Origin of the sequence: Pseudomonas sp. MSSRFD41, assembly GCF_014230245.1 — a bacterium.
GTDB lineage: Bacteria > Pseudomonadota > Gammaproteobacteria > Pseudomonadales > Pseudomonadaceae > Aquipseudomonas > Aquipseudomonas piscis.
Map to the genome: position 1 here is coordinate 16,774 of NZ_JACKZK010000009.1, position 14,010 is coordinate 30,783.

The 14,010-nt window shown below is 65.7% G+C and carries 19 protein-coding genes; 4 read left to right on the forward strand and 15 right to left on the reverse strand.

The features are described 5' to 3' along the window. Positions 1-98 precede the first annotated feature (98 nt). Entirely contained in the window at positions 99-1,292 is a 1,194-nt protein-coding gene (locus H7A76_RS15290; protein WP_185699260.1) for a PrpF domain-containing protein, read from the reverse strand. A gap of 232 nt (positions 1,293-1,524) precedes the next feature. Between H7A76_RS15290 and H7A76_RS15295 the strand changes: the two genes are divergently transcribed. Next, the gene (locus tag H7A76_RS15295) at positions 1,525-2,166 is read left to right on the forward strand and encodes an alpha/beta fold hydrolase (RefSeq protein ID WP_185699261.1); all 642 of its coding nucleotides are present in this window, start codon (positions 1,525-1,527) and stop codon (positions 2,164-2,166) included. A gap of 224 nt (positions 2,167-2,390) precedes the next feature. Further along, a complete protein-coding gene (locus H7A76_RS15300; protein WP_185699262.1) occupies positions 2,391-3,005 on the forward strand; it encodes an AidA/PixA family protein in 615 nt (204 codons plus the stop codon). Positions 3,006-3,088: 83 nt separating this feature from the next. Here the strand turns inward: H7A76_RS15300 and H7A76_RS15305 are convergent, their stop codons facing one another. From H7A76_RS15305 to H7A76_RS15340, 8 genes are all read right to left on the reverse strand, one after another. Further along, entirely contained in the window at positions 3,089-4,444 is a 1,356-nt protein-coding gene (locus H7A76_RS15305) for an ATP-binding protein (RefSeq protein WP_185699263.1), read from the reverse strand. Next, positions 4,420-5,085: a response regulator gene (locus H7A76_RS15310; RefSeq protein ID WP_185699264.1), complete on the reverse strand. Its 666-nt coding sequence runs from the start codon at positions 5,083-5,085 to the stop codon at positions 4,420-4,422. Before H7A76_RS15310 ends, H7A76_RS15305 begins: the two co-directional genes overlap by 25 nt. Before the next feature lie 95 nt (positions 5,086-5,180). Further along, positions 5,181-5,618 carry a hypothetical protein gene (locus H7A76_RS15315; protein WP_185699265.1) on the reverse strand — a complete coding sequence of 146 codons (438 nt, stop codon included), beginning with the start codon at positions 5,616-5,618 and terminating at the stop codon, positions 5,181-5,183. 28 nt (positions 5,619-5,646) lie between these two features. Further along, the gene (locus H7A76_RS15320) at positions 5,647-6,411 is read right to left on the reverse strand and encodes a hypothetical protein (RefSeq protein WP_185699266.1); all 765 of its coding nucleotides are present in this window, start codon (positions 6,409-6,411) and stop codon (positions 5,647-5,649) included. Positions 6,412-6,517: 106 nt separating this feature from the next. Continuing rightward, positions 6,518-7,138 carry a LysE family translocator gene (locus H7A76_RS15325; RefSeq protein ID WP_185699267.1) on the reverse strand — a complete coding sequence of 207 codons (621 nt, stop codon included), beginning with the start codon at positions 7,136-7,138 and terminating at the stop codon, positions 6,518-6,520. An 83-nt stretch (positions 7,139-7,221) separates the two neighbouring features. Further along, positions 7,222-8,100 (reverse strand): alpha/beta fold hydrolase, encoded by an 879-nt coding sequence (locus tag H7A76_RS15330; RefSeq protein WP_185699268.1) that lies wholly within the window; start codon positions 8,098-8,100, stop codon positions 7,222-7,224. A 20-nt stretch (positions 8,101-8,120) separates the two neighbouring features. Further along, positions 8,121-8,765 (reverse strand): DUF2239 family protein, encoded by a 645-nt coding sequence (locus H7A76_RS15335; RefSeq protein WP_185699269.1) that lies wholly within the window; start codon positions 8,763-8,765, stop codon positions 8,121-8,123. Between the two features lie 106 nt (positions 8,766-8,871). Continuing rightward, entirely contained in the window at positions 8,872-9,090 is a 219-nt protein-coding gene (locus H7A76_RS15340; RefSeq protein WP_185699464.1) for a DUF3079 domain-containing protein, read from the reverse strand. A gap of 372 nt (positions 9,091-9,462) precedes the next feature. Here H7A76_RS15340 and H7A76_RS15345 point away from each other — a divergent pair, with 372 nt between their 5' ends. Together H7A76_RS15345 and H7A76_RS15350 are read left to right on the forward strand one after the other, a co-directional pair. Next, complete coding sequence (locus H7A76_RS15345; RefSeq protein ID WP_185699270.1) at positions 9,463-9,864, forward strand: hypothetical protein; 402 nt, start codon at positions 9,463-9,465, stop codon at positions 9,862-9,864. A gap of 71 nt (positions 9,865-9,935) precedes the next feature. Further along, positions 9,936-10,490 (forward strand): UPF0149 family protein, encoded by a 555-nt coding sequence (locus H7A76_RS15350; protein ID WP_185699271.1) that lies wholly within the window; start codon positions 9,936-9,938, stop codon positions 10,488-10,490. 45 nt (positions 10,491-10,535) lie between these two features. Here H7A76_RS15350 and H7A76_RS15355 read toward each other — a convergent pair whose 3' ends face one another. From H7A76_RS15355 to H7A76_RS15380, 6 genes are all read right to left on the reverse strand, one after another. Further along, a complete protein-coding gene (locus H7A76_RS15355; RefSeq protein WP_185699272.1) occupies positions 10,536-10,880 on the reverse strand; it encodes a hypothetical protein in 345 nt (114 codons plus the stop codon). 36 nt (positions 10,881-10,916) lie between these two features. Then, positions 10,917-11,225, reverse strand: a complete 309-nt coding sequence (locus tag H7A76_RS15360; RefSeq protein WP_221775244.1) for a hypothetical protein — start codon at positions 11,223-11,225, stop codon at positions 10,917-10,919. A 10-nt stretch (positions 11,226-11,235) separates the two neighbouring features. After that, a complete protein-coding gene (locus H7A76_RS15365; protein WP_185699273.1) occupies positions 11,236-11,715 on the reverse strand; it encodes a surface-adhesin E family protein in 480 nt (159 codons plus the stop codon). Further along, a complete protein-coding gene (locus tag H7A76_RS15370; protein ID WP_185699274.1) occupies positions 11,712-12,356 on the reverse strand; it encodes a hypothetical protein in 645 nt (214 codons plus the stop codon). The genes H7A76_RS15365 and H7A76_RS15370 overlap by 4 nt, the downstream gene beginning before the upstream one ends. Before the next feature lie 98 nt (positions 12,357-12,454). After that, a complete protein-coding gene (locus H7A76_RS15375) occupies positions 12,455-13,240 on the reverse strand; it encodes a PhzF family phenazine biosynthesis protein (protein ID WP_185699466.1) in 786 nt (261 codons plus the stop codon). Between the two features lie 5 nt (positions 13,241-13,245). After that, complete coding sequence (locus H7A76_RS15380) at positions 13,246-13,941, reverse strand: transcriptional regulator (protein WP_185699275.1); 696 nt, start codon at positions 13,939-13,941, stop codon at positions 13,246-13,248. Positions 13,942-14,010 lie beyond the last annotated feature (69 nt).

Consider the following 14,010-nt stretch of genomic DNA (forward strand, 5'->3'; position numbering starts at 1 on the left):
AGCCTGCGGCAGCGGCTACACCAAACCTGTAGCCGCTGCTGAGCCCGCGAAGCTGTGACAAGGCCCGCAGGGCCTTCAGCGATCGACCGTATCACCCACTACAGAAGCGCCTGGGCCAGTTCCGGGGAGGCGTTGTACAGCGGGGTATGGCCTTGCAGCAGGATCTGCGCGCTGCGCCGGTAGGCGGCGCCGTCGATTGAAAGCTCGCCGCCGTGCTGGCGGGCGCTGATCAGGGTCTCGAGGATGCCCGCAGGGTTTTCGATGGCCAGCGGGTACTCGCTGCGGGTCGCGCTCAATTGCCGGGGCTGGGCCAGCAGTTGCTGGGCCACGGTGCCCTCGGCCAGGCAGGCCGCCGCCAGGCAGCAACCGCCGGATACCGCCAGGGACGGATGGGCGTTTTGCGGGGTGAAGTAGCGGGTGGCGATGTCACCGCCGCTGCGGGCCGGGCCGACAATGCAGATCTTGGGAATGGTCTCGCTGCGCCGCAGTTCCTCGGCCGTCAACAGATGACCATCGCGTCCACGCAGTCCCATGCGCAGGCCGCCCTCGACCATCAGCCCCAGCAGACGCTCCTTGAACAGCGGGTCGGCGTCCAGCTGTGCCGGGGTTTCCTGGCCGGTCTTGCCCAGGTCCGCGGCCCGCACGATCACCATGGGCACCGCCACGTCGATGCAGGTGGCGGCGATGCCCTGAAGCAGGTCGACCCGCTGCCCAGTGGGAAACAGCGCCCCGGTCTTGGCCCCTACCGGGTCATCGAGGAACAGATCGACCCCGGGAAACACGCCGTTGACCCCGGGGATCCGCGTGTCGCTGAGCAGCCGGCCGTCGCGCAGGCTCAGGCGCGCATACATCGTGGTCTGGGTGTTGCTGTTGAAGATCTCGATCTGCCCGCCGTCCTCCCCGGGCGTCAGCCAACCGCGCTGCCAGGCATACAGCGGCAACGCCGCGGACATGTTGCCGCAGTTGACGCTCCAGTCGATGGTGCTCTTGCCCGCCGCCAGCTGCGCCAGGGTGCTGATCATCCGCGTCTCGCCGGGGCGGCGCTCGACGATGAACACCTTGTTGCTGGTGGGGCCGCCCCGGCCCAAGCCGGTGATCTGGCTGTTGCCCGGCCACTCGCCGTGCAGGGGCACGCCCATCAAGTGGCGCAGCAGTTCTTCCACCAAGGCCTCGTCGCCAGGCAGCGATTCGCGGGCCAGGATCAGCCCGGTGGAGGTGCCGCCACGGGCGTGGCACACCGGGAATTCAGGGAGGCTGGCTGGGCAGGCAGGCAGCTTGTGCAGATCGGACATGGCGGACCTCCACGGTGGGCGAAAGGAGCGGCCCCTTGTCGGGCAGGCAACGAGAGGCAGCGCAGCATGATAAACCCTGGCGGCCGATTCCGGGGCGCCAGCATGGCAAGCCAGTGTCGCCTGAGGCAGCGCTTGCTCGCAGGACCCGGGCACCGTATTTTCTAGCGCCGCCGCGCGGCCCTGCTGTCAGCGCGAGGGTTTTATCCGCCGCCCATGGACCAGGAGCGATGTCATGTCACAAGCCCCCCAACAACTGCTGTTTCTGCCCGGTGCCTCGGGCAATCGTCAATTCTGGCAACCCCTGGCCACGCGGCTGCGCCATCCGGCGCGCCACGTGCATCTGGGCTGGCCGGGGTTTGGCGACACCCCGGCACAGCCAGACGTCCAGGGCATGGACGACCTGGTGGACCTGGTGCTGCAACGCATCGACCAACCGACAGCGCTAGTGGCTCAATCCATGGGCGGCATCATTGCGGTGCGTGCGGCCCTTGAGCGGCCGGAGCGGGTCACCCACCTGGTCTTGAGCGTCACCTCTGGCGGCGTGGACATGAGCGACCTGGGCGCCGCCGACTGGCGCAACGATTACCGCACGGCCTACCCGCAACTGCCCCGCTGGTTTGTCGACGATCACAGCGACCTTGGTCCGCGCCTGGGGGAGTTGCGCATGCCGGTGCTGCTGCTCTGGGGCGACCGCGACCCCATCAGCCCAGTGGCGGTAGGCCAGCGTCTGGCCCGCCTGTTGCCACAGGCCCTCTTGCGCATCGTGCCCGAGGCCGAGCACGACCTGGGCCTGACCCATGCCACTGAGGCGGCGCAGTGGCTCGATCAGTTCCTGGGCAACCACCGGGCCGAGAGCGCCACAGCGAGCGCCTAACCCTGGCCTTGCACCGCTCGTCTTGCGCTCGCGCTTTTTAGGGCTGGCCATTTGACTAACCGTCTTGAGGATCTAGATTCCACTCGCGACTTCATGGAAGTGCATCCAGCCCGCTGTCGGCATGCCGGGCCAGAGACCCGATGCTCGGTGGTCGTCCCCCGGAAAAGGTGATCAACCATGCGCCTGGACAACCGGGCGTCCAACCTGACAGCAGGGAGCTGGATATGAGCTACGAAAACGAAAAAGTCGTCGACATCATGATCGTCATCGATGTCATCACGATCTTGCAGTGCGCCGAACAGGGCGTTTTCCTGAACGGCCTGAGCCCGCACCCCGACCGACCGACTCAGCTGTACAGTTTTTACATGCCCAACTCGTCCACCCGGGTTTCCGACCAGGTCGTCTGCATGTACACCACCCGCAACTACGTCAGCGGCGGCAGCAACAGTGAAGGCACCGCCGAGCTCTCGGTGGACCTGAACCAGGATGATTACGTCCACTGGCGCACCACCACCCTGACCAAGGACATGAAATACGCGGCAATCCTCTACCAATACACCCAGACCTATCCCGATCCCACCACGGACAGCAATGTCTACCTGGATCAGATCACCGCCGATGTCACGCAGAACACCCCGATGCCCATCATCAACAACAGCAAGCCTACGGGCAGCTACTGCGAACAGCCGTTCCAGCAGAAGGTCACGACCTACTACTGGAGCGCGCGTGCCGCCCAGGCCTGCAGCAACCTGAGGTACAACTGGTCGTTCATGATCGTCGATCCGAACAACAAGATCCTCGGCTATTGCGCCTGGGATCCCTACTTCGTCATCAGCTAGTGCCTGGAGCCATGGCCCCCTCCTCCTTGCCAGAGAGGGGGCGACATAGCCGAGGCCGGCAGCCAAAAGCATTGAAATCAGCGTTATGCGGTCGATAACCGCAAGCTGACCGACACACGCAGTCCGCTGCGCGTGGCTTCATCCGCAAAACCCAACTCGACAGTGGCGCCAGAGCGCTCGGCGATCGCAGCGACAATCGACAAGCCCAGCCCTGAGCCTGTCTCGCCAGTGCCCAGGCTGCGGTAGAACGGATCAAATACCAAGGCTTGCTCCTCGACGCTAATGCCGGGGCCAGAGTCTTTGACCTCGAGGGTCACGCCCTCCAGCCCTGCTTGCACCGCCAAGTCGATGCGCCCGCCTGGGGGAGTAAAGCGAATGGCGTTGTCCAGCAGATTCCTGACGAGGATGAACAGGTCCATGTCGTTGATCATGACCTGCACATCCCGGGTGCTTTCAACGCCGATATCGATGTCCTTGTGCTCTGCCAGTGGCAGCAAGTCCTCCAGGACCCGCCGAAAGACTTCATGGACCGATACCGATGCCTGCACCCGCGGCACGCTCGACTGGGCAGCCGCCAGGGCGAGCAATTGCTCGATCAGCTTGCGACTGCGCTCGATGCCCTGGGCCAACGGCACAAGGCATTCTCGAGCGGCCACCGACATCTGCGTGGATGCCAGGCGTTCCGCCTGCAAGGACAGGGCCGTCATAGGTGAGCGCAGCTCATGGGCAGCGTCGGCGATGAAACGGCGCTGCACCTCCATGCCCCGGGCCACACGTTCGAGCAGGCGATTGATCGCCACCACGAAGGGCCGGACCTCCGTCGGCAGGTGGTGTTCATCGATGGCATGCAGCGCCTGCTGGTCACGCTGGTCGATCTCGGCCGAAAGCACGGCGATGGGACGAAACAGCTTGCGGACCAGATCGCCTACCACCAGCAGCAACACCGGAAACAGAATGAGAAATGGCAACAGGCTGCGCCAGGCACTTTCGCGCGCTTCCTTGTCCCGCAGGTCCATCTCCTGGGCAACGACTATGCGCTCGCCCCCCGCCGTAGTCCTGACCAGTACCCGAAACTGTTCGCCGACGACGTTCAACGTTGCCAGGCCATCGGCCAGCGTCGGGGGAAACGGCAAAGGCATGCTGGTATCGTCATCGCCCGTGGCTTTGCTGCTATCGGCCAGGTACTGCACGATGACCCGCGACTCTTCGTCGTCTCCGGCGATCGGCTCGCCCATGCGATAGCGCAGGGTCATTTGCTGTCGATCGAACAGCAGCGCGACCTGGCGCAGGGTCTCGTCCTGCATCTCATGGGCTTCATCGAGCGCGCGGATGAAAGCGAACGCGCCAGACAGCAAGGCGACCAGGAAAATGGCCAGGGACAACACCACGCTAAGCCTTAGCTGCACCGAATCCCTCAGGCGCCTTTTGAAACCATCCATCCCATTCCCCTGACATTCTTGATGACCTGGCTTCCCAACTTGCGCCGCAGGGCATGGATCAGGAACTCCACGGCATTGCTTTCCACTTCATTGCCCCAGCCATAGATCCGGTCTTCGAGTTCACTGCGCGAGAGGATCGCGCCAGGACGGATCAGCAGGGCCTGCAACAGCGCGAACTCGCGGGCGGACAACTGGACGTCGGCCCGCCCGGCGGTACTGGCCAGCTTGGAGACAAGGTCCAGCGACACCTGGCCATTGCCCAGTACCGATTGAGCGCTGCCGCCGCGACGCCGCAGCACTGCGCGCATGCGCGCCAGCAACTCGGCCATGGCGAAGGGTTTGAGCAAAAAGTCGTCGGCACCTGCGTCCAGGCCGCGCAGGCGATCATCCAGGGCATCCCGAGCCGTGATGATCAGCAGCGGCACCGGATTGTCGCCAGCACGAATGTCATCGAGCACATCGAGCCCGTCCTGGCCGGGCAGACCAAGATCGAGCAGCACCAAGTCATAGGCCTGGGTGCCCAGCGCCGCCAGTGCGTGCGGCCCGTTCTTCACCCAGTCGGTGGCGTAGCTGGCATCGTTGAGCGCGCCCTGGATGGCGTCGCCAATCATCAGATCATCTTCGACCAACAGAATCCGCATGCTGCGCTCCGATAGAAAAAAGGCGCGGCGGTCATGACCGTCGCGCCTGTATTGAAGCATCTGGATCGGGGGTTGTCCGCCGGCCCGGGGTCGTGTCAGCGCGGCGCTTGCATCGAGTCGAAGGTCTTGAGCAAATCGTCCATCGCCGCCTTGCAGGCGCCTTGCTGCGGCGAGCTTGCGCGCAGGGCATCGAGGGCGCGGTCGATGGCCTTGTCCAGCACATGCCAATCGCTGGCGGCACGCGGCTTGATGCCGGCTTCGGCGGAGTCCCAGGAGGTTTCCAGGTCCTTGATCCGGGTCTTGGCGGCGGGCAGGTCGTTATGCTCGACCAGGGTACTGACCTGGGCGGCGATGCTGCGGAACTCGCTCAAGTCCCCGAGCTTCGAGCCCGCCTGGGCCGAGACACTTGAAGAGATGGTCGGCGTGGCGGTCGCGGGCTTGTCCCCGGGTTTCGAGCAACCGGCCAGGCTGCCCAGCAAGACGATGGACGAGACGAGTACGACGCGGTTAAAGGCAAATCGCAAAGAGCGCATGTTGATTCCTTGATAGGTGCCCGAAGGGCTACGGGGTGACGGTTCTACGATGGCTGAGGGTGATTTGCGCGACCGCCACCAACAGGACGATGACCGTCAGGAAGATGGCGCTGGTCCAGGGTGCTCCCAGGCCCAGGCCGCCGTATTGCTTGGCCTGGGTCAGCAAGTCACCGAGGGACGCGCCGAATGGCCGGGTAAGGATGTAGGCGACCCAGAACGCCAGTACCGTATTGCCCCCCAGGCGCCAGGCCACCAGGGTTGCGGCGATCAGCGCAGCGAAGATCATCGCGCCGAGCGTGAACCCCAGCCCCAGCGCTTCGGTAGCCAGGTCGCCGGCGGCGGTACCCAGGGCAAAGGTGCAGAGCACCGTTGACCAGTAGAAACACTCGCGCCGCGGGGTGTCGATTTCGCGGATCGACAGGTTGCGCTCCACCTTGAACCAGAGCAGGAAATTGATCGCCAACAGCGCCGAGAACACCGCGGTGCTGGTGTACAGGCTGATATCGAGCATGTCGGTCATGATGTCGGTGATCTGCGTCCCGACGATGCTGACCAAGACCACGGTCAACCAATAGATCCAGGGCGAATAGGCACTTTTGCGCATCTGCAAGAACAAGGCGCAGGCCAGTAGCAGCGCCATGCCGATGCTGGTCCAGCCGGCACCGAAACCGGCATCGACGGCCAGGAAATCGGCCCCGGTCTCCCCCACTGTCGTCGACAGGATCTTGATGACCCAGAACGACAGGGTGACCTCAGGTACTTTGTTGAGCCATCCGGCTCTTGCGTGATTCATGTGCGGCTAGCCTCTCCTGGTCTGCACTGAATGTGTGTAGAGGAGAAGATACGCAGTGAAACTTAGCTGGGACTGAGCATGCCCCGGCCCCTGGCTCTATCGCCGGTTAGGCTCGCCGCGCCAGCAGCAGGAGCGAGGCCGCGCCCGAAAGCAAGGCCGCGCAACCACGGTTGAACCAGCGGCGCCCGGCCGGTTGGCCGAACCAGCGGCGCATGTGCAGGCCCATGCCGGCATAGGCCATGATCGCCACGCACTCCAGCGCCAGGAACAAGCCTCCCAGCATCAGGAACTGCCCCGTTACCGGCGCGGCGGGATCGACGAACTGCGGCAGGAATGCGCTGAACACCAGGATCGCCTTGGGATTGCCGATGGCGATCAGGAACTCCTGGCGGGCCAGGGCCGACAGTCCGCTCGCCGCGTCCTGGCCTTCGACCGCGACGCGGGTATCGGCCGTCCACAGCCGATATGCCAGGTACAGCAGGTAGCCCGCGCCCAATAGCTTGATCCCGTGGAACAGCAGCTGCGAAGCCTGCAGCACCGCCGCCAGCCCCACCGAGGCCAGGCCGATCATCACCGTGAAGGCCAGCAGCCGCCCCACGCCGGCCAGGCAGGAAACCCGGAAGCCGTAGGTGGTGGCGTTCTTGACCGAAAGCAGGTTGTTGGGGCCGGGCGCCATGTTCAGCGCAAAACAGGCAGGCAGGAACAAAACCAGGGTCGCGAGGTTCATCGGCGGTGCACCTTGGGCTGGGCTTCGAGGCGGCTCAGCCGCGACTATAAAAGAGCGCCAGGGCGCCACACAACCTGCCGCCCCTAGCGCTGGCGCGCCGTGCGTTCGATGGCCGCCAGCACCTGGGGCTGGCAGGCCGGGGGCAGGTCATGGCCCATGCCCGGGATCAGCAACCACTCGGCATCGGCGATCGAACGCGCGGTGTCTTCCCCACAGGCCACGGGCACCAGCGGGTCGTCGGCGCCATGGACCACCAGGGTCGGCAGCCGGATGCCGGCCAGCTGGGGCCGGCGATCCCCGGCGCAGGCCAGGGCCGCCAGCTGGCGCATGAAGCCTGCGGGGTTCCAGCCCCGGCGCAGTTCCTCCAGCACCAGCTCGCGCTGGGCCGCTTCGTCGAATGCCCGGGCTCCGCCGGCGATGCAGCGGGCCAGGGCCAGGCGCTGGGCCACATGGCCCTCCAGGTCGAGCGCCGGGTCTGCCGCCGGCGCCGTCAGCAAGGCCATGACCTGCGGCGCGGGTGGCGGCAAGGCCGGGTTGCCGCTGCTGGCCATGATCGAGGTCAACGAGCGCACCCGCTGCGGATACTCGCAGGCCAGGACCTGGGCGATCACCCCGCCCATGGAACGCCCCACCACATGGGCTCGCTCGATGCCCAGGTGATCCAGCAGCCCCAGGGCATCGGCGGCCATGTCTTGCAAGCTGTAGGGCAACGCCGGCGGCCGGCCGGCCAGCAGTGCCGCCAGGTCCGGAACCTCGGCGTCGACCAAATGCGTCGAAGCGCCAACATCGCGATTGTCGAAACGAATCACCCGGAACCCACGGGCCACCAGGGCCCGGCAGAACGCCGGGGTCCAGCGCACCATCTGGGTACCCAGGCCGGCGATCAGCAGGATCGCCTCGGCGGCCTCATCACCCTGACTGTCCCAAGCCAGCTCGATGCCATTGACCGATGCGCGCTGCAAGCCGGCATCCGGCCAGGACCTCACTGCCCTGCCCCGGCGAACTGGACCCCAGTGGCCAGGCGCAGGGCATGCTCGCGGATGTCTTCGGGCCAACCTTGCAACTGCTGGCCCAGGCCCTCGAGATCACCGGCGAACAAGGCGCGGGTGGCTTCTTCGTAGCCGGGCAAATCCCCGGCCAGCGCCAGCATGAACTGATAGGCCGCCTCTTGCGCCATGCGTCGTTGCTGCGCCGCATCGGGATTGCGCCGGGCCTCGTCCACCAGCCGCCGCAGCACCGCCGAGGCACCACCGGGCTGGCTGGCCAACCAATCCCACTGGCGTGGCAGCAAGGTCACCTCGCGGGCGATCACCCCCAGCTTGGGCCGACCACGGCCACGGGGCGAATCGGCCGCAACCTCCACCTCGGTCTCGACAGCCGCGGCCGAACGGTAACGCCCGCGACCCGGTGCGGGGGCCTGCGCCAGGCGTTGCGTCAGTTCGGCCTCGCTGCCCCGCAGGTCGAGGTCGATGACCCGCCCCGTAGCATCGTCGAATACCAACAGGCTGGCGCAAGCCGGGTCCCGGGACGCGTCGCGCACCGCCAGGGCGACTTCCAGCAACGGGCCACGGGCCAGCAAGCGCTGGGCCTGGAAGGCGGTGACGGGTTTGGTGAGGATGTCGGACATGGCAACGGTCTCATGAAGATGAAGCCAAATAATACCCGGGTAATAAAACCCCGATCAATATATCCGGGTAAAAATATTCGATCCGCCGTCTCCGGTCCTTCCCGACTCAGTGGGTATCGCGCTCCGGCGCGGCTGGCTCGGCACTGGCCGGGATGTCGAAACCCCAGTCGCCATGCAGGTACCAGTCTTCACCGAGCGTTTCGCTAGGATGCATGGTGCGATCCGAGCCGTTGCCACAAGACAGGGCATTGGCGGCGCAGTAACGGTCGCAGCCCCAGCAGATGCGCTCGGGATGCTTGGGGGAAAGGGGAAAGGGCTTGGCCATGGGAACTCCCGGTGCCGGGGAAAGGAGCTTCACGTTAGAACGTGCCATGCGCCGCGACCTTGATCCCGATCAAGCCCGGCCCGCCAGCGTGGCAAGGCCGGCGGGGTTGTCGGGGTTTCCCGGGGCACAGCGGCCCTGGCACTGGGCCCATTGGCAGAACCGGGCCTCTAACTAGTCCATCTGTACTAATGACGGGCCGTTTTCGGCGTCGCTATAGTCCTGCCCACACCCCTTCCTTGTGTTCCACCTCCCTCTCACCGCAGCCCTGCGGTGCGAGGGTTCCCTCCCCCCTTTCCAAGACTGCCGGGCCGTTGCCGGCCCGGTGCAGATTTAGCTGCGAAAGCCCGCGCGCCGCCGCTATGATGGATCCCCATGAATCCAAGCCCTGCGATCCGCCAACCCTGCCCGCCCGGTGCCTGCGTCTGCCAGCGCGAGCAGTTGCTGGACACTCCCGGAGCCGACCTGCGCATCCTCAATCTCACGCGCCAGGAAGAAAAGCGCCTGGTGCAGCGCCTGGAGAACCTCAAGGACCTGGCCGACCTGGAGCACATGCAGCGCCGGATGTACCAGCAACTGGGAATCCGCCTGGAAATCACCCCCAGCGACAATGAAGTGCGCAGCATGCGCGGCATCACCATCGTCCTGGCCGAGCATCCCGGGCTGTGCCGCAAGACCCGGCAGAACATACCCGCCGCGATCCGCAGGGCCATGGAGAACCGTCCGGAAATCGCCTACCGCCTGCTCGACTCCCAGGACTTGCTGCGCGACGCCTGAAACGCCCCGGTGCTTGCAGCCACAACGCCAAGGCTCGAGAATCGCCGCTGTTTTTCCCTGGAATGCCCATCATGCAGAACACGCCCCTGAACGCCGCCGACTTCGAGACGCTCGAAGACACCCTGCTCAAGTACGGCGACGACCACTCGGTACTCAACCCCTGTGAGCTGGACGGCTACTTCACCGCCCTGGTGTCGGGCCCGGCCCAGGTCGATATCGCCCAATGGTTCCCGGCGATCTGGGGCGGCGAGAACCCGGCCTGGGAAACCCCGCAGGAGTGCCGGCAGTTCATCGACCTGTGCGTACGCCACATCAACAGCCTGGCGGTGCAACTGGACAGCGACGCCGCAGGCTTCAAGGCGCGCCTGGAAGCCACCGAGCACCAGGGCCAATCGTTGATGCTGGCCGAGGAATGGTGCTTCGGCTACCTGCGCGGGGTCGCGGTGGGCAACTGGCCGCAGATGCCGGCGCCGCAGACCGCCTTGCTGCAGACCATCATCGACTGCGCCGAGCAGGACCACTTCGAGCTGCCGGCGGACTTGGATATCGCCCGGCACCAGCAGCAGGTGGCGAGCATCGAACCCGCCGCCCGCCAGTTGCACCAGTACTGGTCGAGCCAGCGCTAACCAGGCTTGCAGCCCTCATGCTTGCGGGGGCATGCCTGGGCAGCATCACTGGAAACAGCCCTCGCTGGCCTCCAGCAAGTTGAGTAGCAGTTGCTCGTCGATCTGCTCGTCGTCCAGGCCGATGGGGCCGGCCTGGTCCGGGTCCGAGCTGCACTCCAGCACCCGCAAGGGCACCTGGGCGGCGCCGAAGAACGCCAGGATGTCGCGCAGCTCCTGTTCCCGCTGTACATGGTCGTTGTGGAACAGCCAGGCGCTGTAGAACAGGCCCTGGGGCCCCTGCCGCAGATGCTCGCGGGCGATGCGCAGCGACAGGCCCAGGCGCTGGTGGAGGAATTTCACCAGCGCCAGGTCGGTGCTGGGCGCCATCAAGGCGATGCTGATCCTGGACATGTCCTGATCCTGAGAAAAAGTCGGTGGGGCTCGGCCCTAGTCCGGGCGCCAGGGCTGCACGCCCTGCAGATACCGTTCGATGTCGTCCATGTCATCCTCGCCCAGGGTCAGGTCGAAGGGCTCGGTGAGGATCCTGCGCACCTGCGCCAAACGCCCGGTGACGCGCTCGTTATCGATGAAGTCGGTGGTCGCGCGCTGGTAGTCCGCCACGGGCTTGTCCGCGTAGTGGCTGCCCATGCGGTGCAGCGACAGCACGATGAACTCCAGCTGCGCCAGGGCTTGCAGCGCCTGGTCTGCGCTGAGCGTGATCTTGCGGTTGTTCTCGCGTATCGGTCCTGCTGCCATCGCCCTGCCCTCAATCGCCCTGGGGGCCCTTGAACGGCGGCGCACCCAAGCGTGCCGCATCGATGCCACAGGCCATGTTGCGCAGCTCGCCGATCACCGACTGCCGGGGAAACGCCGTCCATTGCGCGTGGGCCTCCTTGCGCATGACCTCCACGCCCTGGGCGAAGGGTTCGGAGAAATACACCCGGCCCAGTTGCGCCGACTCATCGCGCTCGCAGTTGATGATCCGCACCACCCGCGAGCTATGGATCAGGGGTTTGGAATCGCCCGGGTCGGTGGGCTTGCTGTAGTTGTTGATCAGGTAGAACTGCCGCAGATGCGGGTTGTTCTGGTACAGGGCCAGGGAGTTGGCCGCGAAGTAAGTCGCCGACTCCGGAGTGTCCAGCACTTTGAACATGGCCTCGGGACGTGCCCCGCCAACATCGCGGGCCTGGTCATGGGCGCACCCCGCCAGCAGGAACAGGCCACCCAGCCACCACAGGCGCTTCATCGGGCTGCTCCCTGGGTCATGTCTGGCCGCTCCTGGCGCAACAACGTGACATCGACGCTGCCTTGCAACGAACAGAGCATGCGGGTCTTGCCGCCCTCCACGCTGAGCATGAGGATCTTCTCCGCGGAACCCGGGGCCGGGGCGATCTCGGAAACCGCCGCCGGGTTGTCCTGCCAGGGCGCCTGGGCGCTGGGCTTGATCTGCGGCCGGGAGATGAAGTACTCGCCCGCCTCCTGCCAGCCGGCCTGGGGCATGGCGGCCATCACCGCTTCCCGGCTGGCATCGATCTCCAGGCCCCAGAAGTAGTAGATGCCCTCGCTGCCCAGGTCGAACACGCTGTCGTAGTAGCCGGTCAGCTTCAGGCCCTTGTCTTGCAGCGGGCGGGAGAAGGTGGCGGTGGAGGTCGAGCTGTCGTGCCGGTCGGGCACCGGAATCCAGGCGATGCCTTGCTGGTCGTCGTGCTTGAGGGCCACGACCCGGCCGAGTTCGGCGCGCTGCTGGTACAGGTCCTTGAAGAACGCCGGCTGGCATTGCATCAGGCTGTCGCTCAGGCTGGCCGCCAGCGAACTACCGGCCCACAGGCTCAACACGAGTGCCAGGGGCTTGGGTGAATGGCGGGAGAAGGCGCGGATCAAATCCATTGTCAGAAGCTTCCGGGTCAGGCGAAAAAATCGCGACTCTAAACCTCGCCAGCTGCCGACACAAATAATCCCGGGAGCCCAGGCTCCCGGGAACCGCCTCAGAGGAAAATGCTGCCACGCAGGTACAGGGCGCCATGGCCGCTGATGATCACCCGCCCGTTGTCCAGCACCTGGCAGTGCAATTGGCCCTTGCGCGCCCCACCCTGCTGCGCCCGCAGTTGGCTCTTGCCCAGGCGCGCGGCCCAATAGGGGGCCAGCGAGGTGTGGGCGGAACCGGTGACCGGGTCTTCGTTGACCCCGACGCTGGGACCGAACCAGCGGGAAACGAAATCGAACTCCCGGGACGGCGCGGTCACCGCGATGCCCCGCACGCCGAACTGGGCCAGGGCCACGAAGTCCGGCTTGAGCTCATCCAGCAGGCGCTCGTCGTCCACCACCAGCAGGTAGTCGTCGGTGCGATACAGCGCCTCGGCCCGGTTCAAGCCCAGGGCTTGCAACAAGGCCGCAGGGATCGCCACCGCTTCGGGCTGCTTGGCCGGGAAGTCCATGGACAGCAAGCCACCCTCGCGGCTGACGCGCAACTCGCCACTGCGGGTGAAAAAGCGCAGCACGTCGCGCTGCTCGCCCAATTGCTCGAACAGTACCCAGGCCGCGGCCAGGGTGGCATGGCCGCACAGGTCGACCTCTACCGTGGGGGTGAACCAGCGCAGCTCGAATCCCTCGTCCTTGGGCACGAAGTAGGCGGTTTCGGACAGGTTGTTCTCCTCGGCGATGCGTTGCAGCACCGCGTCCGGCAGCCAGGCCTGCAGCGGGCAGACCGCCGCCGGGTTGCCGCCGAAGACACTGGAGGTAAAGGCATCCACTTGAAAGATATCGATCTGCATCGCGGTCATTCCTCAGCGCCTTGGGCGCGGATCTGGTCCAGGTAGTTGTAGATGGTGTAGCGAGTCACGCCGAGGGCCGCGGCGGCCTTCTCGATCCCGCCCTTGACGATGAACAGGCCGCGCTCCTGCATCTGGCGCACGGCTTCGAGCTTGTGCTGCTTGGTCAACCGCGCCCCGGGTTCCGGGCAAGCCGCCTGGATGATCTGGGCCAGCAGTTGTTCCATGTCCTGGGGCTCATCGCCCCGTGGCTCGGGCGCGCCGCCCAGGCCCAGCATCCGGCCCAGGCAGGCATGGGCCGCGGCGATCCCGCTCAGGTCGCTGTTGCTGCACAGGCTGGCGAACGGCTGCCCGCCGCTGTCGCGAAAGACCACGGTAGAGCTGCGCAGCTCACGGCCATCGGGCGCCAGGGTCGGGTAGTTCTCCAGCACCAGCGGGGTACTGCCGGAGCGGTCGTGCAAGGCCCGCAACACCGCGGCGAAGCCCAGGTCCTGGCGCGGTCCGCCCAGCACCGGGCCACCGACCCGGCGCCCGGTGACATGGCCGTTGGCAATGGCGATGATCGAGCGCTCGGGCTGGTCGAGATCATGCAGGACGATCTCCACATGGGGCCCCACCACACCGGCCAGCATCTGCAAGGTACTGCGCAGCACCTGCAGGACCCGTTGGCGCTCGACCAGGACGGCGGAAGAAGGCTGGCTCATGGACACTCCGGGAAAAATCTTCGGCGAAGATATCAACGAAGTGTTGAATTTTCAACTTTTTGTTTAAGT

Bases quoted from the DNA above. Each gene is read 5' to 3' on its own strand.
- H7A76_RS15355 (WP_185699272.1), bottom strand. From the start codon at position 10,880: ATGTCCAGGATCAGCATCGCCTTGATGGCGCCCAGCACCGACCTGGCG.
- H7A76_RS15365 (WP_185699273.1), bottom strand. From the start codon at position 11,715: ATGAAGCGCCTGTGGTGGCTGGGTGGCCTGTTCCTGCTGGCGGGGTGC.
- H7A76_RS15360 (WP_221775244.1), bottom strand. From the start codon at position 11,225: ATGGCAGCAGGACCGATACGCGAGAACAACCGCAAGATCACGCTCAGC.
- H7A76_RS15315 (WP_185699265.1), bottom strand. From the start codon at position 5,618: ATGCGCTCTTTGCGATTTGCCTTTAACCGCGTCGTACTCGTCTCGTCC.
- H7A76_RS15335 (WP_185699269.1), bottom strand. From the start codon at position 8,765: ATGTCCGACATCCTCACCAAACCCGTCACCGCCTTCCAGGCCCAGCGC.
- H7A76_RS15370 (WP_185699274.1), bottom strand. From the start codon at position 12,356: ATGGATTTGATCCGCGCCTTCTCCCGCCATTCACCCAAGCCCCTGGCA.
- H7A76_RS15320 (WP_185699266.1), bottom strand. From the start codon at position 6,411: ATGAATCACGCAAGAGCCGGATGGCTCAACAAAGTACCTGAGGTCACC.
- H7A76_RS15325 (WP_185699267.1), bottom strand. From the start codon at position 7,138: ATGAACCTCGCGACCCTGGTTTTGTTCCTGCCTGCCTGTTTTGCGCTG.
- H7A76_RS15375 (WP_185699466.1), bottom strand. From the start codon at position 13,240: ATGCAGATCGATATCTTTCAAGTGGATGCCTTTACCTCCAGTGTCTTC.
- H7A76_RS15305 (WP_185699263.1), bottom strand. From the start codon at position 4,444: ATGGATGGTTTCAAAAGGCGCCTGAGGGATTCGGTGCAGCTAAGGCTT.
- H7A76_RS15380 (WP_185699275.1), bottom strand. From the start codon at position 13,941: ATGAGCCAGCCTTCTTCCGCCGTCCTGGTCGAGCGCCAACGGGTCCTG.
- H7A76_RS15290 (WP_185699260.1), bottom strand. From the start codon at position 1,292: ATGTCCGATCTGCACAAGCTGCCTGCCTGCCCAGCCAGCCTCCCTGAA.
- H7A76_RS15300 (WP_185699262.1), top strand. From the start codon at position 2,391: ATGAGCTACGAAAACGAAAAAGTCGTCGACATCATGATCGTCATCGAT.
- H7A76_RS15295 (WP_185699261.1), top strand. From the start codon at position 1,525: ATGTCACAAGCCCCCCAACAACTGCTGTTTCTGCCCGGTGCCTCGGGC.
- H7A76_RS15350 (WP_185699271.1), top strand. From the start codon at position 9,936: ATGCAGAACACGCCCCTGAACGCCGCCGACTTCGAGACGCTCGAAGAC.
- H7A76_RS15340 (WP_185699464.1), bottom strand. From the start codon at position 9,090: ATGGCCAAGCCCTTTCCCCTTTCCCCCAAGCATCCCGAGCGCATCTGC.
- H7A76_RS15345 (WP_185699270.1), top strand. From the start codon at position 9,463: ATGAATCCAAGCCCTGCGATCCGCCAACCCTGCCCGCCCGGTGCCTGC.
- H7A76_RS15310 (WP_185699264.1), bottom strand. From the start codon at position 5,085: ATGCGGATTCTGTTGGTCGAAGATGATCTGATGATTGGCGACGCCATC.